Genomic DNA, 23,238 nt, shown 5'->3' with positions numbered 1-23,238 from the left:
TGTGTGTAATTCACCGGTGGACCTCCCGGTGAAGCCGTGGAATATCGTCGTCCACCTGCCGAAATCGGTGCAGGCGTTCGGTCGTCGCCGGGCTCGTCATGGCCTCGAACTCCTGGGGTGGCAGGGCCATCTGAAACACCAGTCCTCGACCCCCGACCCCTTCAGTCAGGGCGCCGAGTCCCGCCACCGGCAGTTTCAGCACCGGCGCGAAGTAGGACGCACAGGCGCCCTCGAACCTGATGTCATGGACGCCGAACCCGCTCAGGTTCGTGACGAGCGGGTTCCACCGGGCCGGATTGAAGGCTGTGGATACACACCGCGCGCCCCGCCACGCTCCCGCAGCGTCCAGGAAACGTTGGTTGATACGCAGATCGCAGTGTTCGGCGTCGAAGTGATCGACGGTACGACGGATGCGTTCAGCCGTCGCTCCCGCGTCGTCTCCGCGGTGCAGGTCCACGTTCAGCGTCGTGATGATGTTGCCGACGAGCGTGGGGTCGAGACCGCACCGACCGCGCACGTTCACCGCGAGCGCGAGGGTGCGACGGTCCACCGCGGCATCTGCCTGCATGAGCGCCGCGGAAACGTGTGCGCACACAACGTCGTTCGCGGACAGGCGCACACGGGCCCCATACGTCTCGCGCATGCGGGCTATCTCGTCGTCCCCGAAGTAGAGCCCCAGCGTGCGCTGCCGTCGCGCATCGCGGGCCAGGTACCACGCGCTGCGCGCGAGTTCGCCGAGCCCGAGGCAGCGCACCCCGGGTTCGGCGGCGCCGTCGGCGGGGAGATGTTCGTCGAGGTAGGCGGGACGGTCGTCGACGATCAACGGCTCGGCGACCGGATCGCCGGCGGCAGCGGCGGCCCACGCGTTCATGAAGAGCATGAACGTCTGCATGTCGCCGAGCACGTGGTGAAACGAGAACCCGATCGCGGTCGCATCATCGGCGAGATGGGTGACACGGACCTTGCACACCGGACCCCAGCCCCACCGGCCCGCGGCGCCGTTCACGGGGTCGATGAGCCACCCGCCGGCGTCCTGCACGATGGACTTGATCGCGTCGTGCTGCGTGCGGTCCGACGACACCGTTGTGAACGGCACACCCCGCCCGGAACATCGGATGCGCATCGCGCCGGCGGCCATGCCCAGGCGCGCCGCATAGATCGGCAGGCTCGTCAGGGCGTGTGCGAACGCGTCGGCGAGCGCCCTCGGGTCGAGGTGCCGCTCGAAGAAGAGGACGTTGTGAATGGCCAGGTTCGCCACCATGGCGTCGCCGACGTCGCAGCGAATGTCGAACCGGCGTGTGTCCAACGGCCTGATCAGCTGGGTCGGCACACGCCGGAGTGTACGCCGGAGGGGTGCCGCCCACGCCTCATCGAGTGGGCGTTCGGCGGGTCACCACGACGCGCCCGCCGCGCTTCGGGGTGTGCGCGACTCCTCGGAAATGTGACTTCTCGTCGGCGACGGAATCGGTCTCGATCCGGAAATTCTGCAGAACCGTCCGCAACACGATGTCCATTTCGATCATCGCGAAGCCGGCGCCGAGGCATCGCCGCGCTCCCCCGCCGAACGCCAGCCACCCCGGTGTCGGCGTCTTGGCGTGGCGGAAGCGTTCCGGATCGAATCGCCCGGGATCCGGAAAGCTCTCCGGATTCTCGTGGAGATCGGCGATGCTGACGAGCACGGTGCGATCGCCCGGGATATCCCACCCACCCAGGTCGAAATGCGACGACCGGACCCGGCGGCCCGCCACGTCGATCACGGTTCGTACCCGCAGCAACTCGAGGATCACGGCCCGCCGAAGGTCGCCGCCGCCCTCGTCGACCTCTCTGACCAGTTCGTCCAGCACCTCGGGATGGCGTCGCAGTCTCTCGAACGCCCAGCCCAGCGCGGACGCCGTGGTCTCGTGGCCGGCACCGATCAGCGTCAGCAGTTCGTCGCAGATATCGCGCCGCGACAACCCCATGTCGTCGTTCTCCGAGCCTCGAACCAGGAGTGCCAGCACGTCCGTTCGCTCGCCGAGGCCCGGGTCGGCTTCGGCCTGCGCGATCAGCGTGAACACGATCCGGTCAAACCGCGTGCGGAACGCGTCGAGCCGGCCCCACGGACTTCTGCGTCCGGTCCGGAACGGAGGCGCCGGCACGAATGCCATCACCGATCCCAGCTTGACCCACGCCGGGACGATTTCTCGGAGCTCGTCGATCTCGGCCCCTTCGGCACCGAAGATGGCTCGCAGGATCACCCCCAGGGTGATCCGGTTCATCGGCTCGAGCGTCCTGAACTGCCTTCCCTCAGGCCAACTCGCGCTCTCACGCAGAGTCTCGTCGACGATGATGTCCTCGAGACTCTGGACGCGTTGCGGGTGAAACGCCGGCGCGAGCAGCCTGCGCCGCGCACGGTGCGAATGCCCGTCCAACGCGAACACCGACCCGGGGCCGAACAGATTGCTGAGATTCGGCTGCACATTGACGAGTTGGTCCGAATGCGCTGCGCACACCGACGGCCCCAGAGCCGGATCGCAGACGATGACCGAGTGACCGAAGAACGGGACGTTGATCTCGAAGACGCGTCCGTGCCGCTCGATCCATGTGCGCATCGCCCTGCGGCGGAACAGCGCGAACTCGACACCCTGCACCACCTTGGGTGCGCGCACGGCCGGTGGAGTCAACCGGCCCGGCGTCGATACACCGGGCTCGGGCCCGGTCGGCTCGATCATGGATTCCCCAGACTGCGAGGCGCTCGACACCACCGCGGAGACACCAGATCGTACTCCGCCTCACCGGGAGGGTTGCGCGTTCCGGGCGACAGATGACAAGGATGCAGAACACCCCGCGCCTGGCTGCCAGGTGCGGGGTGTCTGTGGTGCGCCCGTAGGGATTCGAACCCCAAACCTTCTGATCCGTAGTCAGATGCTCTATCCGTTGAGCTACGGGCGCGTGCTATTCAGTTGTACTCCCACGGTCGGCGTGACCGTAGGTCGGCGGAGGCGAGAGGATTTGAACCTCCGGTCCCGTTTTAGCGAGACAACTCATTAGCAGTGAGTCCCATTCGGCCGCTCTGGCACGCCTCCTTGGCGGAGTCCTTTCGAACTGCCGAAGCGAAAGGTTACACACTCCGCGCGCCGCGAAGCAAACCGCCACCATTTTGGCCGTTCCGAGGCCTCGGACCTACATTTGACGGGTGACCCTGCGCATCCGCCCAGACCTCGACGACCTGCCCGCCTACGTGCCCGGGAAGACGTTTCCCGGTGCGGTGAAACTGGCGAGCAACGAGGTCACCGAGGGACCGCTGCCCAGTGTGCTCGATGCGATCGGCGCGGCCGCGGCGGCCGTGAACCGCTACCCCGACAACGGGATGGTCGAGCTGACCGCGGCGCTGTCCAAGAAGCTCGGCGTGACCGAGGCCGAGCTGCAAGTCGGATGCGGGTCGGTGATCCTCTGCCAGAACCTGATCTCGATCACCAGCCGCCCCGGGGACGAGGTTCTCTTCGGGTGGCGATCGTTCGAGACGTATCCGCTGGCCACCCGGGTCGTGGGTGCGACCCCGGTGCAGGTGCCGCTCAACGCCGACCTGACCTATGACCTGCCGGCGATGGCCGCCGCGATCACCGACCGCACGCGGCTGATCTTCGTCTGCAACCCGAACAACCCGACCGGCACGGTCGTCGAGGCGGACGCCCTGCTCGAGTTCCTGCGGGTGGTGCCCTCCGACATCATCGTGGCCCTCGACGAGGCCTACTTCGAGTACCTGCGGCTCGGGCCCACCCAGGCCTACGACGCCGTCGAACTGCGTCGCGAGTTCCCCAACCTGGTGGTGCTGCGAACCTTCTCGAAGGCCTACGGTCTGGCCGGTCTGCGGGTGGGCTATGCGATGGCCGATCCCGAGGTGATCACCGCGCTCGGCAAGGTACACGTCCCGTTCTCGGTGAGCAGCCTCGCCCAGAGTGCCGCGCTGGCCTGCCTCGACGCCGAAGACGAGCTGCTGGCGCGCACCGACGCCGTCGTGGCCGAACGCACCCGCGTGTCAGCGCGGCTGCGCGACCTCGGCTATCGCGTGCCGGATTCGCAGGCCAACTTCGTCTGGCTGCAGCTCGGTGACCCGACGATGGAGTTCGCCCAGGCCTGTGTCGAGGCGGGCGTCGTGGTGCGCCCGTTCGCCGGTGACGGTGTCCGGGTCACGGTCACCAACCCGGGCGAGGACGACGTGTTCCTGGCCTTCGCCGAGCAGTGGGCTGCCCGAACGCCTGCGTGAGTTCGTTCGCGGACCGACTCAGAGGCCGCGCGCGATGGTCGGCCATGCGGCCGGCAGATCCTGCTCCCAGTACACCCAGTTGTGCGTGCCGATGAAGTGGAAGCCGTCGGTGAAGGGCACATTGTTGGCCCTCAGGGTCGCCGCGAACTCCAGCGAACAGCGCCAGGCGCCAAGTTCGAGCGCCGAACCGGCGGCGGTGACCGCCGACCGCGGACCGTCCTTCGGGTCATAGGGCGCGGTCAGGTCCAGAGGCCCGACGGCTCCCGAGCCGGCGGAGATGAAGATGTTCTTGTCGCGGAGCTTGTCGAGATGCCGGGTGGGGTCGTGCGCGAACCAGTTCGCCGAGCCGAACGGGCCCCACATGTTGGTGGCGTCGCCGCCACTCTTGGCGACAGTGGTTCGCACATAGCTCTCGTTCAACGGCCCCGAGACGGGCGGGCAGCCGCTCAACGAGGCGATACCCGTGTACAGGCTGGGGTGGCGGACGGCGAGGGTGAAGGCCGACTGCCCACCCATGGAGAGTCCCACGACGGCGTTGCGGCCGGTCCCGTCGAACTTCTCATCGATCAGCGGCGGCAGTTCCCGGGTGAGGAAGGTCTCCCATTGCGGTTTGCCGAGCGCAGCGTCGCGATGCAGCCAGTTGGTGTAGAAGCTGCCTGCACCGCCGGTGGGGAGCACCACGTTCACGTTCTTGTCGGCGAAGAACTTCCCGGCCTTGCCCTTCGTGATCCAGTCGCTGACGTTCTCACCGGCGTCGGCGCCGTCGAGCAGATACACCGTCGATCGGGGACCGGCAGAGTACTGGGGGGTGAGCACGGAGACCTTCACCTTGCCGCCCATGGCCGGGGAATTGACCCAGATGTCGGTGCGCAGCGGACTCAGTTTGGTGGCTTTGGAGATCCTCGCGGCCTTCGTGTCGTCGGCATGGGCTACGGCGGGCGCCACGAGCAACGCGATCATCAGGCAGACGACAACCGTCGCCCACCGGTTCGACTTGCGCATCTTCTCCCTCACCACAACGCGTATCCCCGCCCGTCGACATCGTCGTCGTCGAGCACCCTCATTCCGACCCTGCGGTACCCCCTGAGGACCGCGTCGTCCCCTCCACAGGGTACTGATCGACATCCGGCTTGCGGAACCCCTGAGAATAGGCTGCGGATCACGGATGTGCGCGTCGACGAACTCACCTCGGAAAGGCTGGCTGATGACTCCGGCACAGAACCCCACCGCGAACGCCGACGAAACCGCGGAATCGGGACTCGACGAGCACGGCTTCGCGTTCGTGGCCCACGTCGGCGTCCGATGGTCGGACATGGACGCGTTCGGCCACATCAATCACGCACGCATGGTCACGCTCATGGAGGAGGCGCGGATCGCGTGGCTGGTGTCTGCCGGCGATGAGTACACGCCGCTGATCACGAGCGCGATGATCGTGCACGTGGAGATCCGGTATCAGCGTCAGCTGCGCCACGACGATTCGCCGCTGCAGATCGGTATGTGGATCAAGGGCAACCGGTCGGTCGACTTCACGATCGGCTACGAGGTCCGCGCCGGCGGTGACGAACCGGGTGCCAAGCCCGCCTGCGTGGCGAGCACACAGATGGCGGTCGTCGACGTCGAGGCGCAGACTCTGCGTCGACTCACGGCGACCGAGAAGGCCTACCTGCGGTCCTGGACGCGGTGACCTCGAACGCGGCGTCAGGACGGCTCGTAGCGGGCGGGTAGTTCCCTCGGCACGGCAGGCGAGATGCGGGCGATGTTGCCCTGCAGCACGTCCCGGTAGATGCGCAGTTGCTCTTCCCCGCTGCGGACCTGCTCGGTGAGTCGCTTGGCATTGTCCACCGAGATCTCCCGGTCGCCCGAGCGCGCGATGAGTTCGTCGATCCGGTCGTCGATCGTGCTGGCGCGGTTGTACTCGGCCAGCACCCGCAACTCGATCGCAGCCGATTCGACGACGGAGGCCACCTCGCCGAGGGCCTGCACCCGATCGATCAATTCGGTCCACACCGGCCGGAGCGTGGTCTCGCGGCGGTCGATGTGTTCGGCGAACGCCCGGTCGAAGCCGCCGTTGCGCTTGGCCCGGTCCAGATCGATGCGTACCGCCCGCAGCGCGATCACGTCGGCGGCGATCTCGGCGAGTTCGGCGTGCAGATTGACCTGCGTGCGCTGGATCTCGAAGTGGTCGGACAGCCACGCCGGGTTGCGGACGATGCGATCGTAGAAGTGTCCGGCGACGAACAGCAGCGTCTCGTATCCGTCGACGAATGCCGCAGAGCCGGGGATGGCCGCCGGGGCCTGGGGGTTGTCGTCGCGGTCCGGGGTCAGGATCTGGTTCGCCCATTCGCCGGCCTGCGGATGACCCGAGCGGGCCGCCACCTGGCCCACGACACCGGCGATCCGGTCGATCGCCGCCGTCCCCGCACGCCGCACATATCCGGAGGTGTTCACGTTGGGGGTCGGGGTGCACAGCAATCCCGCGAACAGCCGCTCCCGCTCCTCGATCTCGAGGTAGACGTTCTCGCGTCGCTCACGTCGGATCGCCCGGGTCCCACCCGCGAACACGCCTTTCGCGGTCACGAGGACCTTGCGGGCGTCGTCACGTCGACGATGCAGACCGTTGAGACGGTTGCGCATCACCGCTGCCACGACGCTCGGCATCATCGGGTTGGCCAGTTGACTCTCGGTCTGCCCGATGAGGCGTTGCAGTCGTCTCAGGTTGCCGAATCCGCCCGGCAACGCCGGCACCGGCAGTCCCGTCGAGATCCGGCGTACCACGATGGCGCGCCCACCCGGGGTGAGAAATCCGGACGCGACAAGCACGCCGGCGGTGTCGGACAGTTCCGGGCGTTCGCCGGGTAGCCGCGACTGATCGCACCACGCTCGTATCTCGTCACTCGTCGTGGTCCCGGCCGGAAGACCGGAACGCCGGTTGTCGACCATTCGGATAACCCTCGATTCCCCATCCGGACCTGCCGGACGTCACGATCGATCGTACCTGCGCGCGACGAGTGGCCCGGGCGTCCGAGCATGGGTGATCGGCGCCGTGACCCGGTGCAGACCCCACGCCACCGGCACACTGACCAGGGTCGTCACGAGGAACGCGACCAGCATCGAGCCGGTGAAGACCCCGTACCCCAACACGTCCATCACCACCTCGAGGACGACCACGTGGACGAGGAAGAACTCGTACGAGATCTCCCCGAACCAGACCATCGGGCGACAGCCGCACACGCGCGCCCACCAGTCGGTCTGGTCCCGCATGGTCAACGGCCCGATGAGTCCGACGGCGATGATCACGTAGAGCAGGTGTTTGACGATCGTCGCCGAGGCGGTGGTCGGGGTGATGGTGGGTTCGCCCGCGGCGTCGGCGCCGGACAGCAGGAACGCGCCCACCGCGACCGCCACCGAGAGCGTGGCGTTCCAGCGACGGACCAGGTGCCGGGACACCGCCAACAACATCCCCGCGACGAACCACCCGAAGAAGGCCGGCGCCCACAGGCGGGCCGTCGGGCTGATGCCGGAGCTGCCCGCGACCGCGACCGACCAGATCGGCGACACGAGCAGTAGTACCGCGAGCCCGACGATGAGCAGATCCGGTCGCCAGCGTCGGCGGCAGACGATCACCGCGAGTACCCAGGCGATCGGCGGGAGCACCAGATAGAAGACGACCTCGGCCGCCAGACTCCACATCTGGGTCAGCCCCGAGTGGAGATGCCCGAGTCCGTAGACCTGCGTCAGAGTCATGTTGCGCAGGAAGCCCGTCCAGCCGGAGCCGGTGGGCGCGGCGTCGGGCGGTTCGTAGACGAGGAACAGCGCGTATACGGCGATCACCGTGAGCCAGTACGCCGGGAGGATACGTCGTGCCCGGTGCCAGAAGTAGCGACCCACCAACGGCCGCCGACGTTGCCCTGCGAGCGCGTCGACCCACGGCGCGAACAGCAGATATCCGGAGAGGACGAAGAAGATCGCGACCCCGACCTCGAAGCGCGACATCAGCCGACCGGCGAGGTCGTCGGTGTAGTGGCCGGTCCAGAACGCGGCGTGGGTGAGGCACACCGTCAGAGCGGCAACCGTCCGGATGCCGGTGAGCGACGGGGTCCGTGCGGCCATGGTGCGATCCTGCCACCTGTGATCCCGGTGGCAGGATGTGGGCATGTCCGAACGTATCCGGGGCCAGATCTGGCGTGACGGTGAGAAAGCCGAGGGTTTCGAACTGGCCAAGATCTCGGACTGCATCGGCGAGCAGGGCGTCCTCATCTGGGCCGATCTGGAATGCCCGACGCACGAGACGATGGCCGCACTGGCCGACGAACTCGATCTCGACCCGTTCGCCGTGGAGGACACCACGTCGTCGGCCGAGCGTGTGAAGGCGGTGACCTATGCCCATCACACCTTCATGATGGTCTACGCCGTCACGTGCGACCGGACCGATCGGCGCTCTGCGACCACCCCGCCGGCGCAGCGGGCCAAGTCGTTCGCCCTGCACCGCATTTCGATGTTCATCAAGGGCAACGCGCTGATCACGGTGCGCCTGTCCGAAGGATTCGACATCGACGAGGTCACCGCCCGCTGGGACGAGAGTGGCGGACAACAATACGGGATCGGCGCACTGCTGCACGGGTTGCTCGACGTCGTGGTCGACGGACATTTCGATGCTGTCCAGCAGATGGACGACGCCATCGAAGGCCTCGAGGGCCTGCTGTTCGACGAGCGGGTGTCCGGCCGGACCCTGCAACGCCAAACCTATGATCTACGAAAGGATCTCGTCCAGTTGCGCCGCGTGGTGCTACCGATGCGTGAGGTGATCGGCGCGATCCAGCGTCGACGATTCGAGAACCATGCGCCATCCGAACTCGACCCGCATTTCTCCGATCTCTACGACCACGCCCTGCGGGCCGCCGAGTGGACGGAATCGTTGCGCGACATGATCACCACCGTGTTCGAGACCAATCTCTCGCTGGCCGATGCGCGACTGAACACGGTGATGAAGAAGCTGACGGCGTGGGCGGCGATCATCGCGGTCCCGACCGCCATCACCGGGTTCTACGGCCAGAATGTGCCGTTCCCCGGCTACACCCACACCCTCGGATTCATCACCAGCACAGTGCTCATCGTCGTCGTGGTCCTCGGACTGTACGTCAGCTTCCGGCGCCGAGACTGGCTGTGACCGCGGACGTCGCCGCGGCAGACCTCATGCCGGACGCGGGATCGCCGACGATACGCTCTGGCCGATCCAGCCCGGCACCTGCCGCCGGACATCGGCAGGTGCTTCGATGGCGATCCGCTCCTCACTCAGCCCTTTTCGCCAGTCGATGTCGCCCCGCCACACCTCGGTCAGGGTACGCAGATCGGTGACGACGGTGGCATCCACGTCGTAACCGGGGTTGAAGTCGCATATCTGGGTCTCACCGTCGGTCACCACGAGCCACCAGAATCCCGCCTTGCCGATGACATCGGTGAAGTTGAACTCGACCATCGTCCGCTTCCGCGGCCATTGATCGATCGGGACCGTCCGATGGATGTCCCACAGCAGCAGATGTGGGTCGAGGTCGGCGTCGCCGAGTTCGCCGATCCACCGGATTCCCCACGAACTCAGTGCGGTCACCACCTCGTTGAGTTCCTCGCCCTTCTCGGTGAGGGTGTAGACCGAACGACCACCGACGTCGGAGCGTCGGATGACCCCGGCGCGCTCGAGTGTTCGGAGTCGCTTCGTGAGGAGCGCCGGCGACATCTTCGGCACCCCGCGGCGCAACTCGTTGAAATGCCTGCTGCCCAACAGCAGTTCGCGCACGACGAGCATCGTCCAGCGCTCGTCGAGGAGTTCCATCGCCTTGGCCACCGGGCAGAACTGTCCGTATGAGGGCATCGCAACCACCTTTTTGATCGACCGGGTTCAAGTACACACCTGACGAGAACGGAAGGCCAGTACAGATCTTGTACTGCCGCCGGTTCATTTCTTGGTCTGGAGGCGGGGTGCCACCGCCGACGACGCTGACAACAGCACATCGACAGTGATGCGCATCGAGTAGAAGGAGAGACCCACATGTCGACCACCACCATCACCACCGACGCGACGATCAAGAGCCGTCACCGCGCAATGTGGGCGTCCGGGGACTATCCCGCCGTCGCCGATGTGATCGCGGACTTCGGGCCGCGTCTCGTCGACGCCACCGGTATCGGCGGCGATGACCGCGTCGTCGACGTCGCCGCCGGTGCCGGAAACGTGGCCATTCCGGCCGCCGCGACGGGAGCCCATGTGGTCGCCACCGACCTCACCCCGGAGTTGCTGCAGGTCGGCGAGAGTCGCGCCAGTGAACTCGGGATTGTCTGGCGCACAGCCGATGCCGAGGACATGCCGTTCGACGACGACACGTTTGACATCGCGGTATCCGCTGTCGGTGTCATGTTCGCCCCGCATCACCAGAGCTGCGCCGACGAACTCACCCGTGTCACCCGTGCGGGTGGTCGCATCGGGTTGATCAACTGGACGCCAACCGGTTTCATCGGCGAGCTGTTCTCCGTGATGAAGCCCTACGCACCGCCGCCGCCTCCCGGCGCCCAGCCCGGCGTGCTGTGGGGCGACACCGATCATGTGCGAACCCTGTTCGGTGATCGGGTACGCGACTTCACCGCCACCACCGAGACGGTCGAGGTGAACCAGTTCTCGGACGGTGCGGCGTTCCGCGACTTCTTCAAGGCCACCTACGGCCCGACGATCGCCGCGTTCAAGTACATCGGCGATGACACCGAGCGGGCGGCCGAGTTGGACCGTGCGATGGCCGAACTGGCCGATCGGTACCTCGACAACGGGGTGATGCACTGGGAATACCTGCTGGTCACCGCCACGATTGCCGAGTGAGGCAGGTGCCCGTCGAGCTGCGGCGAGGTCACCGCGTCGTTGCGGAACGATCTCGCGATTCGCCTTATCAATCCAGGTCCGACATACTTCTACCTGTTACAGATGGTGCAGAAGTGGCGGATGTGAAGATTGGGGAGGTCGGCAGTGGCTCGACGGGCACGACTCCTGGCTGCGCTGACCCCGGTGGTCGTTGCGCTCGGCGTCGGGTCGGCGGGCTCGCTCGATGTGCCCTCGGCGAGGGCCGATCCGCCCCCTGATCCCGGCACGCCGTACATCATGTCGACGACGCCCTTCGACGGCCGGGACCGTCTCAAGGTGTGGTCACCGGCGATGGAGCGCGCCGTCACCGTCGACATCGCGCACCCGGCCGGCGATGCCTCCCGGCCCACGCTGTACATGCTGGACGGCGCCGAGGCGCACGACGAGGAATCGGGCTGGTATGCCCGGACCGACCTGGCCACGCTCGCCAAGGGCGAGAAGCTCAACGTCGTGACCCCGGTGGGTGATCCACACAGCTATTACACCGATTGGCGCGCGGTCGATCCCGGCATCGGCAAGAAGTACATGTACGAGACGTTCCTGACCAAGGAGCTGCCACCGCTGGTCGACCGTGAGTTCAACGGCAACGGACGAAACGCGATCGCCGGCGCATCCATGGGCGGCGTCGCGGCGTTGACATTGGCCGCACGCCAACCGGCTCTCTACCGCGGGGTCGCCGGGTACAGCGACTGCGCCAACATCTCGAGCCTGGCCAATCAGTTGCTCACCCAATGGGATGTCTCGCGTGTGGGTGGCAATGCCGCCAACATGTGGGGCCCCATCGGCGATCCCGGCTGGGCCGACCATGACCCGTACCTGATGGCCGACAAGCTGCGGGGCACGACGATCTACCTGTCGTCGGGCAACGGCGTTCCGGGCAAATACAACAATCTGCTCTCCGACCCCGTCGACGAGACGCTTCGTGGCATCGTCGGCGAGATCGGGTCCGGCTTCTGTACCGGGCAGATGACGGCGCGCTTGTCCTCGCTGGGCATCCCGTATACCGCCAACCTGCATCCGTCCGGCACACACGCATGGGGCTACTGGAAGGACGAGCTGGTGACGTCCTGGCCGGTGCTCATGCGCTCACTCGGGTTACGGTGAGCGCTGCATCAGCGATATACGACAACTGTGAGCGGTCGGGGTACTGGAGGTCTACACGTGGTTCGACGGGCACGGTTTCTCGGCGCGGCGGTCGCCGTCGGCGCGGCACTGACGGTGGCAGCAGGGCTGCTCACCGCACCACCGGCGTCCGCACGGCCGGCTGCACACGTCGTCTCGGCTTATCCGTACCACGGTCGTGAGCGGCTGAAGGTGTGGTCACCGGCCATGGGGCGGACGGTGACGGTCGACGTCCAGCATCCGGGGTGGGGCGGCTCCCGGCCGACCCTGTACATGCTCGACGGCGCCGAGGCGAGTCCCGCTGCGTCGGGCTGGTACCTGTACGGATCGCTGTCGCGGCTGGCCGCGCGCGAGAACCTCAATGTCGTGACGCCGGTCGGCGACCCACACAGCTATTACACCGATTGGCGGGCCGTCGACCCGGGCATCGGCAAGAAGTTCAAGTACGAGACGTTCCTCACGTCCGAATTGCCTCCCCTGATCAACGCACGCTTCGGCGGCAACGGCCGCAACTCGATCGCGGGGACGTCGATGGGCGGCGTCGCTGCGCTGACCCTGGCGGCGCGCCACCCCTGGCTGTATCGCGGTGTCGCCAGCTACAGCCACTGCGCGAACATCTCCAGCATCCCCGATCAGCTCGTCACGGCCTTCGATGTGGCCCGCGGCGGCGGCAACGTGGCGAACATGTGGGGACCCGTCGGCGATCCTGCGTGGGCCGCCCACGATCCCTACCTGATGGCTCCGCGCCTGCGGGGCAAGACGATCTACCTGTCGTCGGGCAACGGGGTTCCCGGCCGGTACAACAACCTGCTCGGCGATCCGGTCGACCAGACCGTGGCCGGCATCGCGGGCGAAGCCTTCAGTCTGAGCTGTACCCGTCAGATGACCGCCCGGCTGTCGGCGCTGCACATCCCCTACACAAGCGATCTGCGGCCGTCCGGGACCCACAAGTGGGGCTATTGGAACGACGAACTCGTGTCCTCGTGGCCGGTCCTCATGCGTTCACTCGGTCTGCGCTGACCCACCTCGACCTCCCGTACCATCGGCGTGGTGACTGCACCGTCCCCGCTGGTCGTGCCGGATGTCCTCGCCCAGGCGAGGCGTCTGGTCGATCTCGGCATCGGAGCCCTGGCGGGCATGTCGGACACGATGATTCTCGATGCCGCCGCAGCGGCCGGTGACGTCGAGGATGCGTTGCTCGTGCCGAGTGCCGCGACGATTGCGCCGTCGACGCTGGCGCCGCTACTGAGGCGGGCCGGCAGACCCGGATTCGTCGTCGTCGACATGACCGACCTCGACGACTTCGCGCCGATCCCCGGCATCGCGGTGCCGGACGCACTGTTCTATCTGGTCACCGACGTCGACCGCGGGGATGCGATGTCGAACTGGAGTCCCGACGAGGCGCTACCCGCGATCACCGACAACGGACGGACCCCGCTGACCATCGGCGAGGGCATCGCGTGGCTGCTCCAACAACCTGAGCGATTGCAGCCCAACAAATGCTTCATGACGATCGGTTCGCGTCTGCGGAAGGCGAACGGCCGCCTCGACGCGCGGACACCGGCCATCTGGATCTCCGGCGGAACCGGCCGCGACGGGAGGGAACGCAAGGGTGCGCCGAAGGTCGGCTGGTGCTGGGCGGGCAACCGGCACACCTGGCTGGGCTTCGCCTCGGCGGCAGGGCGTCGAGCGATCTGAGCGCCGCCCGGTGGAGGTCACCGACTGAAGGCGGCCTCCGTGTCGGGGTGCCGCGCGACGTAGCGTCGGGCGAGGACGAAACATCCCAGCGCGACCGTGGCCGAGCCGACCATCAGAACGGCCATCGGTAGCGCGGTGTCGTCGCCGGCCAGACCTCCGAGCGGCGACACCACCCCACCGATGAGGAACATGAGTCCACCCAGGACCGCACTGCCGGCACCGGCCGCATCACGGCTGTGCTCCATCGCCAGTGCGGTGGCGTTGCCCATCACGAAGCCCACCGCGGTGACGGCGACGAACAGCGGTATGACCAGCAACACGGGGGTTGGTGAGAGGACCGCGACGAGCACGCAGATCGCGGCGACCACCAGCACCGGCAACGCGATCCGGACGATGTGAGCAGGGTGTACGTGCCTGCGCGACAGCCGTGCCGCCACCAGGCCCGCCGCCGTCAACCCCAGCGCATTGACCGCGAAGCAGAATCCGTAGACCAGCGACGAGGTGCCCAACACGCGCTGATACACGAAGGACGAGCTCGAGATGTACGACATCATGGCGCCGAAGGCGAACGCCTGGGTGAAGACGTAGGCGAGGAATGCGGGCCGTCGTAAGCGGCTCAGCAGGTCATGGTGATTGAGTCGGGCGCCACGCCGCTCGGCCGGCAGCGACTCCGGCACCGAGGTGATGGCCATGATCAGTTGCAGGACCGTGGCGCCGAGGATCACGGCGAGTACACCGCGCCAGGAGATGTGTCCGGCGAGTACGCCGCCGATGACCGGCGCGATCACCGGAGCGAGACTCGTGATCGTCATCATCAGCGTCATCGATCGGGCACTCGCGAAGCCCCGCAACCGGTCGGAGATGATCGCGCGGGCGATGACCATCCCCGCGGCCGCGGCGACCGCCTGCACGAACCGTGCGGCGATCAGGACCTCGATGTTCGGCGCGGCGACCACCGCCACCCCGGCGAGTACCGCCACTGAAGACCCGATCAGCAGCGGACCGCGACGGCCGAAACGGTCCGAGAGCGGCCCCCACATCACCTGACCGACCCCGACACCGATCAGGAACGCGGTCAGCGTGAGCTGCACATGCGTCGCATCGGTGTGCAGCGACTCCTTCACCTCCAGAAACGACGGGAGGTAGAGGTCGGTGGCGATCGGTGCGGTGGCCGACAACAACGCGAGCGCGAACAGCAATCGCGGGCCGAGACCCTCGCGGGCCGGTGTGGTGCTGGTCGTCGGGGTCACCTGGAGACGATATCGAAGAGGCCGGATCCTCTGGCTGTCCGATCGCAACATCCGCACAAGTGAGGTAGTTGCATCCGTCGGATCCAGACCCCGCACGGCCAAGGCGGATTGAAATCAGTGATCTCAGCACTCACCCCGACCGAATCGACATACCGAACCGTCAAATAGGACGAAAAGTGTCCGCCGACATCACCGACAACACGCCAGGATCATTCGCCTGGATGACGAGGATGAGACTCCCCCAACGCCATCGGATAATGTCCCCGAACTGTGAAACTCAAGAAGATCATCGCGGGGGCCCTGATCGGCGGAGCAGCCGTCATGGGGATCAGCCTCGGAGCCGGACACGCAGACGCCAAGATCGCGCCGGGCAAGTACAAGTTCCACCGAGATCTCTACGGCGTGATCCCCTTGCCGGACAGCAATGCCCGGGTCATCGGAAACCGCATGTACAGCGACTATCTCGGCGTCGGACCGTGGAACCTCTACAACCAGCCGATCGTCCCGACAAGGGACGGCGGCGACGTCACCTCGGCGGACAACCCGACCTCGCTCTGGCTCGCCCGCGACCACTACACGAAGACCCGGGACGGCTACCGAGGGACCAACTACGGGTACGGCAACATCCCGTTCGGCAATTCCTACCTCAAGAAGGTCAACTGACCGTCCCGCACAAACAGAAACCCCACTTCTCGCCAGATACACGTCGCACGCCACATGTATCTGACGACAGGTGGGGTTTCTGTCTCGAGAACCCGTGAGCGTGGGTCACCGGTTGGTCAGACTGCGGTCATCACGACCCGCCGAGCACGACGATCACCTGGGTCTTCCCGTCCCCCGCCACGAGCGCGATCGAGTTCCGGTACATGGGGTGCGAGGCGTCGGTGGGATCATTGCCCGTCGTGCTGAACTTGGCGCGGGTCTCCGGGGTGCAGGCGACCCACTTCCGGTCGCGCGCAACGGTCAACACCCCGGCGTCGCAGCCGACGGCGCGGAATTCCGGGAACTCGAGGCCGAAGGTGCTGCCCGTGTAGGCGGACCGAAGCGGGCGCGGGTCCGTGAACACCTCGGCGGGGGCCTCGTAGCTCAGGTCGTAACCCGGGCGACCGACGAACCCCACGGGGAACACCACGCCGGCCACGAACTCGTAGCGGTCGGGCAACGCGATGTGTTCCTGGGCCAGCACCTGCTCGGCCTGCTCGGCGTTGACGTCGCGCGAGCTGAGATCCGGCTCGCCGAAAGGGTCACAAGCACTCAGGAACGCAACGAGGACAACGCCGATCAGCCGGGCCCGCCCAGATCTCCGCCCCTGAGTCATCTGCCCGACGGTACCGGCTGTCTCAGAGACCGCCTCTGACTGCGGAAGCGGAGGGATTTGAACCCCCGGTGGTTTTACCCACGCTCGCTTTCAAGGCGAGTGCATTCGGCCGCTCTGCCACGCTTCCCTGCCGAAGAGGCTACTGGAATCGGCTGACGACCATCCCATCGACCCGATCGCCGCAGCTGTGACAGCATCGAGAGAGTGCGAGCCATAGCCGGAACCGACGAGCTGTCCATCATCGACCTGTCCGACCCGGAACCCCAACCGGGCGAGGTCGTCATCGATGTCGTGGCCGCGGGGGTCAATCGTGCCGACCTCCTGCAGCGCCGCGGACTGTACCCGCCGCCGCCGGGTGCGTCGGAGACCCTCGGACTCGAGGTGTCCGGCACCATCTCCGCCGTTGGCCACGGCGTCGCGGAGTGGGCCGTCGGCGACGAGGTCTGCGCTCTGCTCGCCGGCGGGGGCTACGCGGACAAGGTGGCCGTGCCCGCGGTGCATGTGCTGCCGAAGCCGGCCGACGTCGACCTCGTCTCGGCCGCCGCGCTTCCCGAGGTCGCGTGCACTGTCGCCTCCAACCTGTTCGACACTGCACACCTCGCGGCCGGTGAATTGCTGCTGATCCATGGCGGGTCGTCGGGGATCGGCACGCATGCCATCCAGGTGGCGCATGCTCTCGACGTCCGGGTCGCGGTCACCGCCCGCACCCGGGCCAAGCTCAACCGCTGCCACGCCCTCGGGGCCGACATCTTGATCGACTATTCGAACGAGGACTTCGTGGACGTGGTGAACCACAGCGGCGGCGCTGACGTGATCCTCGACATCATGGGAGCCAAGTACCTCGACCGCAACATCAACGCCCTGCGCACCGGTGGCCGGTTGGTGATCATCGGCATGCAGGGCGGCTTGAAGGCCGAACTGTCGATCGGGACGCTGATGGCCAAACGGGCCGCGGTCATGGGCACCACGCTGCGGGCCCGGCCCGTGGACGGGCACGGATCGAAAGCCGAGGTCATCGCGACGACCCGGCGCATCACGTGGCCGCTGATCGAGACCGGCGAGGTCAAACCGATCGTCGATTCCACCTTCGACCTGGCCGACGCCGACGCCGCGCACGCGCGCCTGGACAGTGGCGATGCCATCGGCAAGGTGCTGCTCACCATGCGGTGACCCGACTGCCTCTGAGGAGCGCACCTCCCCTCGGACCCCGAGGAGCGAGCCTGCGCACCTCCCCTCGATACCCGAGGAGCGAGCCTGCGCACCTCATTTCGGTCCCTGAGGAGCGAGCCTGCGAGCGTCACGAAGGGCCGACCCTTCGTGACGGCCCTCCGCCGGCGCACCAAACCTCCTCAGGGACCGGGTGGTCGACGGCCCGCCGGCGCTCCAAACCTCCTCAGGGACCAGGTGGTCGACGGCCCGCCGGCGCACCAAACCTCCTCAGGGACCGGGTGGTCGACGGCCCGCCGGCGCACCAAACCTCCTCAGGGACCGGGTGGTCGGCCCGCCGGCGCACCAAACCTCCTCAGGAATCGGGTGGTCGGCCCGCTGTCGCACCGGACCTCCTCAGGGATCGGGTGGTCGACTGCCCTGTGACGGCTTCCGGACCCGGTCGGTGGAATCAGCTGTCGCGCTGCTGCGAGATTCCCGCACCGATCTTGCCGAACACACTTCCGAGCATCGCGAACTCCTCGGGGGTCAGCTGGTCGATCACCAGGCGCCGGATCATGTCGTCACGGACCTGAACATGTTGATCGAGCACCCGGCGGCCTTCGTCGGTGATCCGCACGTGCCGATGACGGCCATCGCTCGCACACTCGGCCCGCTCGACCGACCCCTCGTCGATGAGACGCGTGACCTGGCGCGACACCGTGCTGACCGTCATGTGCACGGCCGCAGCCAGTTCACTGATGCCACGCTGCCGGGAATCCCCGAGGAACTCCAGCACGCGCAGATCGGACTGCGAGAACCCGTTCGCGTTCATCGCCGCGTTGATCTCGCCGAGCAGGGCCCACCCTCCGCTGACGAAGGATCGCCAGATCTCGCGTTCGACCGGCGTGAGCTTTCGGTCGTGTTCCCCGGGACCGACGTCCATCACCTCTCCGCCGGCTGTACGACAACCTTCATTGTCGTAAACGTAATAGCCGCGATGACGGATTGCGAGTCAAACCGCCCGTTTACCGGTCATGTGACCCAGTCTGTCGTTCAACCGAGGGAACCGAGCGCCCGTACGAGGTGATCCACCTCATAGGGCGTCGAATACGGGCCCAGGCCCACTGTGACCGCACCGCCGAAATCGCCGGCGCCCAGGCGGGCGAGCGCGCGACTCGGCACCTCGGCCAGCGCGCAGATGCCGTTGTCGGCGAGCCGGTGCACCACCTTGTCTGCGCTGACCCCGTCGAAGGTGAAGCTGACCGCCGGTATCCGGTCCTCGACGGTCCCGATCAGGTTCACCTGGTTGAGATTCTGCAGCGTGGTCATCAAGTAGAACGTCAATCGTTGTGTGTACTCGCGGACACCGTTGAGCGCAGTCACCAGACGCGGCCGCCGCTGTCCGATCCCGGCATCATCGAGTGCCGCGAGATGCTCGATCGACGCGACAAGACCGGCCAGCAGAGCCCCCTGGTGAGGTTCGGGCTCGAGCCGTGACGCACCCTGCGCACGCGGATCCATCGACAACGTGCGCAGCCTGCTCAATGCCGTCACATCGCGGAAGGCCATCGCGGCCATCCGCGGCCCACCCCAGCGTTCGGCGGAGACCAGCACCACGTCGGCACCGAGTTCGTCGATGTCGATCGGGAGATACGGAGCGGCGCTCGTGGCGTCGACGACGACCAGGGCGCCGGACTGCTTCGCCTTTGCCGCGATGGCCCCGACATCGGTGATGGCGCCGATGGTCGACGACGCCAACGTCACCGCGACGACCGTCGTCCGGTCATCGATCAGGTCGCCGTACTGCCACGCGGGGAGCGCTCCGGTCTCCACGTCGACCTCCGCCCAGCGAATCCGCGCGCCGTGGACGTCGGCCACGCGGATCCACGGCACGATGTTCGGTTCGTCATCTTGGCGGCTGAGCACGACGTTGCTGCCCAGCCAGGTGGAGACGGGCAGCGCCTCGGCGAGTCCGGAGACGAGCGCGGACCTCGACGGTCCGAGGATCACTGCCGCCGGATCGGCCGCGAGCAGGTCACCGACCGCCCGACGTGCCCGGTCGACGGCATCGGCCGAGGCTCGCGCCGCCGGGTACTCACCGCCGGTTGCTGCCGACAACTGGCGGAACCCGGTCGACACGGCCGATGCCACCGAGTCGGGAATCAGCATCCCCGCCTGCGGATCGAGGTGAATCCAGCCGTCGCCGAGCGAGGGAAACAATCCACGCACGTGTGCGACGTCGAAGGCCATAGGAGACACGATAGACATGGGGTATCCCCACCACTGTCACATGGGCTTCGGCACAATAGGGGCCATGACATCCGGACCGTTTCCCAGCAACGACCCGCGGGCAACCGCCTCCGACCCAGAGGCGGACAACGTTGTGATCGTGGGAGGTCACCACGCCGGCAAGAGCGGCGACGAGGGCGACAGCGTCGCCGACATGGTCGAACAGCCCGCGAAGGTGATGCGCATCGGCACGATGATCAAGCAGCTCCTCGAGGAGGTGCGGGCCGCACCGCTCGACGAGGCGAGCCGCAATCGGCTCCGGGAGATCCACCAGTCCTCGATCCGGGAGCTCGAGGACGGACTGGCACCGGAGCTACGGGAAGAGCTCGAGCGCCTGGCACTCCCGTTCACCGACGACGCGACGCCGTCCGATGCGGAGCTGCGGATCGCGCAGGCGCAGCTGGTGGGCTGGCTCGAAGGCCTCTTCCACGGTATCCAGACGGCGCTGTTCGCCCAGCAGATGGCGGCGCGGGCCCAGCTCGAACAGATGCGTCAGGGGCAGTTGCCGCCCGGCATGGTGACCGGCAACGGACCCCACGGGCCCAGTACCGGGCAGTACCTGTAGCGATCACTTGTAAGGTGGGTCCTCGTGTCATCCGTAGTCGACGAGGTCCCCGCAGCACCCGCGGTCTCTGATTCCCGCACCCTGCGCCGCGCCGTCCAAGATCTCGGCGAAGGACTGCGTACCTCCGAGCTGTGGCTGCACCTCGGCTGGCAGGACATCAAGCAGCGTTATCGCCGCTCGGTGCTCGGTCCGCTCTGGATCACCATCGCCACCGGCGTCACCGCCGTGGCGATGGGTCTCCTCTACGGCGAGTTGTTCGGCATGGACATCAAGGTGTTCCTGCCGTACGTGGCGCTCGGCTTCATCTTCTGGAACTTCATCCAGAGCTCGATCCTCGAGGGCGCCGAGGTGTTCTCCAAGAACGAGGGCCTGATCAAACAACTTCCGGCACCGGTGAGCGTGCACGTGTACCGGGTGGTCTGGCGGCAGCTGATCATCTTCGCGCACAACGTGGTGATCATCGTGCTGATCTTCGTGATCTTCCCGCCGCCGCTGCACTGGACCGTGCTGCTGGTGTTCCCGGCGATCTTCCTCTTCGTCCTCAACGCGATCTGGGTGTCCATCGTCTTCGGAATCCTGTCCACCCGCTTCCGCGACATCGGCCAGCTGTTGACCACGGTGGTCCAACTGGTGTTCTTCATGACACCGATCATCTGGAGCACGCAGAGCCTGACCAACACCACCGGCGAGCAGTCATCGCGGCTGAGGATCGTCGAGCTGAACCCGATGTATCACTACCTGGAGATCTCCCGCGGGCCGTTGCTCGGCGAATCGGTGCAGTTCTACCACTGGGCGATCGTGATCGGCTGCACCGCTGTCGGCTGGCTGATGGCGATGTTCGTGATGCGCAACTATCGAGCCCGCGTGGCGTATTGGGTCTAGGGCGGGAAGAACATGACATCTGACAGCAAGGTCCGCGTCGACACCTGGGACGCATGCGTCGACTTCCCCATCTTCGACGCCAAGACACGGTCACTGAAGAAGTCGGTGATGGGTGCCGCCGGCGGCGTGATCGGTTCCAATTCGTCGAACGTCGTGGTCGTCGAGGCGCTCAAGGGCATCAACCTGCATCTGAAGCACGGTGACCGGATCGGCCTGGTGGGCCACAACGGTGCCGGCAAGTCGACGCTGCTGCGGCTGCTGTCGGGGATCTACGAACCCACCCGGGGAGCCTGCCGGGTCCAGGGACGCGTCGCGCCGGTCTTCGACCTCGGGGTGGGCATGGATCCGGAGATCTCCGGCTACGAGAACATCCTGATCCGCGGCATGTTCCTCGGCATGACCCGCAAGGAGATGCTGAAGAAGATCGACGACATCGCAGAGTTCACCGAGCTCGGCGACTACCTGCAGATGCCGCTGCGCACCTACTCGACCGGTATGCGGGTGCGCATCGCGCTCGGCGTCGTCACCAGTATCGACCCGGAGATCCTCATCCTCGACGAGGGCATCGGCGCCGTCGACGCGGATTTCATGCGCAAGGCCCGCTCCCGGCTGCAGGCCCTGGTCGAGCGATCGGGCATCCTGGTGTTCGCCAGCCACTCCAACGAGTTCCTCGCCCAGCTCTGCGACCGCGCCCTGTGGATCGATCACGGCCAGATCCGGATGGAAGGCGGCATCGAGGAGGTCGTCGGCGCCTACGAGGGGCCGAAGGCCGCCGCACACGTACGCAAGGTGCTCGACACGGTCGGCGACTTCGAGGGCGAGGAACGGAACTGATGACCGATCGGGTGATCGCAGTGGTGGTCACGCATCGTCGAGTGGAACTGCTGGCCGGTTCGCTGGCCGTGATCGCCACCCAGGACCGCCCCGTGGATCACCTCATCGTCGTCGACAACGCCGACGAACCCGAGGTCGCCGAACTGGTGAACCGCCAACCCGTTCCGACGACGTACGTGGGGTCACAACGCAACCTCGGCGGCGCCGGCGGGTTCGCACTCGGGATGCTCAACGCACTGGCTCTCGGTGCCGACTGGATCTGGTGCGCCGACGACGACGGCCGGCCCGACGGTCCCGCAGTGCTGAGCACGCTGCTCGAATGCGCGCAACGCCATCAGCTCGACGAGGTCTCCCCGGTGGTGGCCAACATCGACGACCCGGACACATTGGCCTTCCCGCTGCGGCGCGGCATGGTGTGGCGGCGTAAGCGCTCCGAACTCTTTACCGACACCGGGAGCGGGTCGAGTCCCGGCACTGACGACGATTCCGACCTCCTTCCCGGCATCGCGTCGCTCTTCAACGGGGCACTGTTCTCGGCACGCGCCATCGAGGAGGTCGGTGTCCCCGACCTGCGCCTGTTCTTCCGGGGCGACGAGGTCGAGGTCCATCGGCGGTTGCAGCGGTCGGGGCTGGCGTTCGGCACCTGCCTGACCGCCGGCTACCTCCACCCCGACGGCTCCGACGAGTTCCGGCCCATCCTGGGCGGCCGGATGCACACCCAGTATCCCGACAATCCGACCAAGCGCTACTTCACCTATCGCAACCGCGGCTACCTGATGGCCCAGCCCGGGATGCGCAAGCTCATCCCCCAGGAGTACGCGCGCTTCGGCTGGTATTTCCTGGTGCAGCAGCGTGATCCGAAGGGTTTCGCCGAGTGGATGCGGTTGCGGCGGCTGGGCCGGCGGGAGCGGTTCACGCGGCCGTGACAGTCCCCCGCTGATCGAGATCACCCCCACCGCTGATCGAGTCAGATCACCCCACCGTTGA

At 66.7% G+C, this 23,238-nt stretch carries 23 protein-coding genes and 3 tRNA genes; 13 read left to right on the top strand and 13 right to left on the bottom strand.

The features are described 5' to 3' along the window. Positions 1 to 10: 10 nt before the first annotated feature. The 4 genes from ACVT6V_RS05215 to ACVT6V_RS05200 form a co-directional block, all read right to left on the bottom strand. Complete coding sequence (locus ACVT6V_RS05215) at positions 11 to 1,330, bottom strand: acyltransferase (protein WP_489898750.1); 1,320 nt, start codon at positions 1,328 to 1,330, stop codon at positions 11 to 13. A 37-nt stretch (positions 1,331 to 1,367) separates the two neighbouring features. Further along, positions 1,368 to 2,711 carry a cytochrome P450 gene (locus ACVT6V_RS05210; protein ID WP_489898749.1) on the bottom strand — a complete coding sequence of 448 codons (1,344 nt, stop codon included), beginning with the start codon at positions 2,709 to 2,711 and terminating at the stop codon, positions 1,368 to 1,370. Between the two features lie 144 nt (positions 2,712 to 2,855). After that, a tRNA-Arg gene (locus ACVT6V_RS05205) sits at positions 2,856 to 2,931 on the bottom strand. 45 nt (positions 2,932 to 2,976) lie between these two features. Further along, positions 2,977 to 3,065: transfer RNA gene (locus tag ACVT6V_RS05200), tRNA-Ser, on the bottom strand. A gap of 110 nt (positions 3,066 to 3,175) precedes the next feature. On the opposite strand from ACVT6V_RS05200, the gene hisC reads away from it, so the two are divergent. After that, a complete protein-coding gene (hisC, locus tag ACVT6V_RS05195; protein ID WP_489898748.1) occupies positions 3,176 to 4,246 on the top strand; it encodes a histidinol-phosphate transaminase in 1,071 nt (356 codons plus the stop codon). 18 nt (positions 4,247 to 4,264) lie between these two features. On the opposite strand, the gene ACVT6V_RS05190 is transcribed toward hisC, so the two are convergent. Next, positions 4,265 to 5,248: an alpha/beta hydrolase gene (locus tag ACVT6V_RS05190; RefSeq protein WP_489898747.1), complete on the bottom strand. Its 984-nt coding sequence runs from the start codon at positions 5,246 to 5,248 to the stop codon at positions 4,265 to 4,267. Positions 5,249 to 5,450: 202 nt separating this feature from the next. Here ACVT6V_RS05190 and ACVT6V_RS05185 point away from each other — a divergent pair, with 202 nt between their 5' ends. Continuing rightward, positions 5,451 to 5,930: an acyl-CoA thioesterase gene (locus ACVT6V_RS05185; protein WP_489898746.1), complete on the top strand. Its 480-nt coding sequence runs from the start codon at positions 5,451 to 5,453 to the stop codon at positions 5,928 to 5,930. 14 nt (positions 5,931 to 5,944) lie between these two features. On the opposite strand, the gene ACVT6V_RS05180 is transcribed toward ACVT6V_RS05185, so the two are convergent. Continuing rightward, entirely contained in the window at positions 5,945 to 7,186 is a 1,242-nt protein-coding gene (locus ACVT6V_RS05180; RefSeq protein WP_489898745.1) for a hypothetical protein, read from the bottom strand. Between the two features lie 39 nt (positions 7,187 to 7,225). Then, positions 7,226 to 8,356, bottom strand: coding sequence for an acyltransferase family protein (locus tag ACVT6V_RS05175; RefSeq protein WP_489898744.1), 1,131 nt, complete (start codon positions 8,354 to 8,356; stop codon positions 7,226 to 7,228). 43 nt (positions 8,357 to 8,399) lie between these two features. Between ACVT6V_RS05175 and ACVT6V_RS05170 the strand changes: the two genes are divergently transcribed. Beyond that, the gene (locus tag ACVT6V_RS05170; protein WP_489898743.1) at positions 8,400 to 9,413 is read left to right on the top strand and encodes a magnesium transporter CorA family protein; all 1,014 of its coding nucleotides are present in this window, start codon (positions 8,400 to 8,402) and stop codon (positions 9,411 to 9,413) included. A gap of 24 nt (positions 9,414 to 9,437) precedes the next feature. On the opposite strand, the gene ACVT6V_RS05165 is transcribed toward ACVT6V_RS05170, so the two are convergent. Then, on the bottom strand, positions 9,438 to 10,112 hold the full coding sequence (locus tag ACVT6V_RS05165; RefSeq protein WP_489898742.1) for a winged helix-turn-helix transcriptional regulator: 675 nt from the start codon (positions 10,110 to 10,112) through the stop codon (positions 9,438 to 9,440). A 177-nt stretch (positions 10,113 to 10,289) separates the two neighbouring features. Here ACVT6V_RS05165 and ACVT6V_RS05160 point away from each other — a divergent pair, with 177 nt between their 5' ends. From ACVT6V_RS05160 to ACVT6V_RS05145, 4 genes are all read left to right on the top strand, one after another. After that, positions 10,290 to 11,105: a class I SAM-dependent methyltransferase gene (locus ACVT6V_RS05160; RefSeq protein WP_489898741.1), complete on the top strand. Its 816-nt coding sequence runs from the start codon at positions 10,290 to 10,292 to the stop codon at positions 11,103 to 11,105. Between the two features lie 144 nt (positions 11,106 to 11,249). Then, entirely contained in the window at positions 11,250 to 12,248 is a 999-nt protein-coding gene (locus tag ACVT6V_RS05155) for an alpha/beta hydrolase (protein ID WP_489898740.1), read from the top strand. Between the two features lie 57 nt (positions 12,249 to 12,305). Next, positions 12,306 to 13,286 (top strand): alpha/beta hydrolase, encoded by a 981-nt coding sequence (locus ACVT6V_RS05150; protein ID WP_489898739.1) that lies wholly within the window; start codon positions 12,306 to 12,308, stop codon positions 13,284 to 13,286. A gap of 30 nt (positions 13,287 to 13,316) precedes the next feature. Next, the gene (locus tag ACVT6V_RS05145) at positions 13,317 to 13,964 is read left to right on the top strand and encodes a DUF5701 family protein (protein ID WP_489898738.1); all 648 of its coding nucleotides are present in this window, start codon (positions 13,317 to 13,319) and stop codon (positions 13,962 to 13,964) included. Between the two features lie 17 nt (positions 13,965 to 13,981). Here ACVT6V_RS05145 and ACVT6V_RS05140 read toward each other — a convergent pair whose 3' ends face one another. After that, positions 13,982 to 15,214: a multidrug effflux MFS transporter gene (locus ACVT6V_RS05140; RefSeq protein ID WP_489898737.1), complete on the bottom strand. Its 1,233-nt coding sequence runs from the start codon at positions 15,212 to 15,214 to the stop codon at positions 13,982 to 13,984. Between the two features lie 270 nt (positions 15,215 to 15,484). On the opposite strand from ACVT6V_RS05140, the gene ACVT6V_RS05135 reads away from it, so the two are divergent. Beyond that, positions 15,485 to 15,877: a hypothetical protein gene (locus ACVT6V_RS05135; protein WP_489898736.1), complete on the top strand. Its 393-nt coding sequence runs from the start codon at positions 15,485 to 15,487 to the stop codon at positions 15,875 to 15,877. A 130-nt stretch (positions 15,878 to 16,007) separates the two neighbouring features. On the opposite strand, the gene ACVT6V_RS05130 is transcribed toward ACVT6V_RS05135, so the two are convergent. After that, a complete protein-coding gene (locus ACVT6V_RS05130; protein ID WP_489898735.1) occupies positions 16,008 to 16,532 on the bottom strand; it encodes a hypothetical protein in 525 nt (174 codons plus the stop codon). A 42-nt stretch (positions 16,533 to 16,574) separates the two neighbouring features. After that, positions 16,575 to 16,659 (bottom strand) — tRNA-Ser (locus ACVT6V_RS05125). A 77-nt stretch (positions 16,660 to 16,736) separates the two neighbouring features. Between ACVT6V_RS05125 and ACVT6V_RS05120 the strand changes: the two genes are divergently transcribed. Then, positions 16,737 to 17,702 carry an NAD(P)H-quinone oxidoreductase gene (locus ACVT6V_RS05120; RefSeq protein ID WP_489898734.1) on the top strand — a complete coding sequence of 322 codons (966 nt, stop codon included), beginning with the start codon at positions 16,737 to 16,739 and terminating at the stop codon, positions 17,700 to 17,702. A 448-nt stretch (positions 17,703 to 18,150) separates the two neighbouring features. Here the strand turns inward: ACVT6V_RS05120 and ACVT6V_RS05115 are convergent, their stop codons facing one another. Together ACVT6V_RS05115 and ACVT6V_RS05110 are read right to left on the bottom strand one after the other, a co-directional pair. After that, on the bottom strand, positions 18,151 to 18,624 hold the full coding sequence (locus tag ACVT6V_RS05115) for a MarR family winged helix-turn-helix transcriptional regulator (RefSeq protein ID WP_489898733.1): 474 nt from the start codon (positions 18,622 to 18,624) through the stop codon (positions 18,151 to 18,153). A gap of 110 nt (positions 18,625 to 18,734) precedes the next feature. Next, the gene (locus tag ACVT6V_RS05110; RefSeq protein ID WP_489898732.1) at positions 18,735 to 19,931 is read right to left on the bottom strand and encodes a cysteine desulfurase-like protein; all 1,197 of its coding nucleotides are present in this window, start codon (positions 19,929 to 19,931) and stop codon (positions 18,735 to 18,737) included. Positions 19,932 to 19,995: 64 nt separating this feature from the next. Here ACVT6V_RS05110 and ACVT6V_RS05105 point away from each other — a divergent pair, with 64 nt between their 5' ends. From ACVT6V_RS05105 to glfT1, 4 genes are read left to right on the top strand one after another with little or no spacing between them, the layout of a single operon-like run. Further along, positions 19,996 to 20,535 carry a bacterial proteasome activator family protein gene (locus ACVT6V_RS05105; RefSeq protein WP_489898731.1) on the top strand — a complete coding sequence of 180 codons (540 nt, stop codon included), beginning with the start codon at positions 19,996 to 19,998 and terminating at the stop codon, positions 20,533 to 20,535. A gap of 24 nt (positions 20,536 to 20,559) precedes the next feature. Beyond that, positions 20,560 to 21,417, top strand: coding sequence for a galactan export ABC transporter permease subunit Wzm/RfbD (gene wzm, locus ACVT6V_RS05100; RefSeq protein WP_489898730.1), 858 nt, complete (start codon positions 20,560 to 20,562; stop codon positions 21,415 to 21,417). Between the two features lie 12 nt (positions 21,418 to 21,429). Then, the gene (gene wzt, locus ACVT6V_RS05095; RefSeq protein WP_489898729.1) at positions 21,430 to 22,251 is read left to right on the top strand and encodes a galactan export ABC transporter ATP-binding subunit Wzt/RfbE; all 822 of its coding nucleotides are present in this window, start codon (positions 21,430 to 21,432) and stop codon (positions 22,249 to 22,251) included. Further along, positions 22,251 to 23,177, top strand: coding sequence for a galactofuranosyltransferase GlfT1 (gene glfT1 / locus ACVT6V_RS05090; RefSeq protein ID WP_489898728.1), 927 nt, complete (start codon positions 22,251 to 22,253; stop codon positions 23,175 to 23,177). Before wzt ends, glfT1 begins: the two co-directional genes overlap by 1 nt. The last annotated feature ends 61 nt before the right edge of the window (positions 23,178 to 23,238 follow it).

This window comes from Gordonia sp. LMA167 (genome assembly GCF_058130025.1).
The sequence above is the reverse complement of the archived record's forward strand: the minus strand, read 5'-3'. Positions and strand labels throughout refer to the sequence as shown.

What these genes read in the sequence shown, in the direction of transcription:
- ACVT6V_RS05210 (WP_489898749.1), bottom strand. Translation starts at nt 2,711, where the DNA reads ATGATCGAGCCGACCGGGCCCGAGCCCGGTGTATCGACGCCGGGCCGG.
- ACVT6V_RS05190 (WP_489898747.1), bottom strand. Translation starts at nt 5,248, where the DNA reads ATGCGCAAGTCGAACCGGTGGGCGACGGTTGTCGTCTGCCTGATGATC.
- ACVT6V_RS05185 (WP_489898746.1), top strand. Translation starts at nt 5,451, where the DNA reads ATGACTCCGGCACAGAACCCCACCGCGAACGCCGACGAAACCGCGGAA.
- ACVT6V_RS05180 (WP_489898745.1), bottom strand. Translation starts at nt 7,186, where the DNA reads ATGGTCGACAACCGGCGTTCCGGTCTTCCGGCCGGGACCACGACGAGT.
- ACVT6V_RS05175 (WP_489898744.1), bottom strand. Translation starts at nt 8,356, where the DNA reads ATGGCCGCACGGACCCCGTCGCTCACCGGCATCCGGACGGTTGCCGCT.
- ACVT6V_RS05170 (WP_489898743.1), top strand. Translation starts at nt 8,400, where the DNA reads ATGTCCGAACGTATCCGGGGCCAGATCTGGCGTGACGGTGAGAAAGCC.
- ACVT6V_RS05165 (WP_489898742.1), bottom strand. Translation starts at nt 10,112, where the DNA reads ATGCCCTCATACGGACAGTTCTGCCCGGTGGCCAAGGCGATGGAACTC.
- ACVT6V_RS05160 (WP_489898741.1), top strand. Translation starts at nt 10,290, where the DNA reads ATGTCGACCACCACCATCACCACCGACGCGACGATCAAGAGCCGTCAC.
- ACVT6V_RS05130 (WP_489898735.1), bottom strand. Translation starts at nt 16,532, where the DNA reads ATGACTCAGGGGCGGAGATCTGGGCGGGCCCGGCTGATCGGCGTTGTC.
- ACVT6V_RS05115 (WP_489898733.1), bottom strand. Translation starts at nt 18,624, where the DNA reads ATGGACGTCGGTCCCGGGGAACACGACCGAAAGCTCACGCCGGTCGAA.
- ACVT6V_RS05110 (WP_489898732.1), bottom strand. Translation starts at nt 19,931, where the DNA reads ATGGCCTTCGACGTCGCACACGTGCGTGGATTGTTTCCCTCGCTCGGC.
- ACVT6V_RS05105 (WP_489898731.1), top strand. Translation starts at nt 19,996, where the DNA reads ATGACATCCGGACCGTTTCCCAGCAACGACCCGCGGGCAACCGCCTCC.
- wzt (WP_489898729.1), top strand. Translation starts at nt 21,430, where the DNA reads ATGACATCTGACAGCAAGGTCCGCGTCGACACCTGGGACGCATGCGTC.
- glfT1 (WP_489898728.1), top strand. Translation starts at nt 22,251, where the DNA reads ATGACCGATCGGGTGATCGCAGTGGTGGTCACGCATCGTCGAGTGGAA.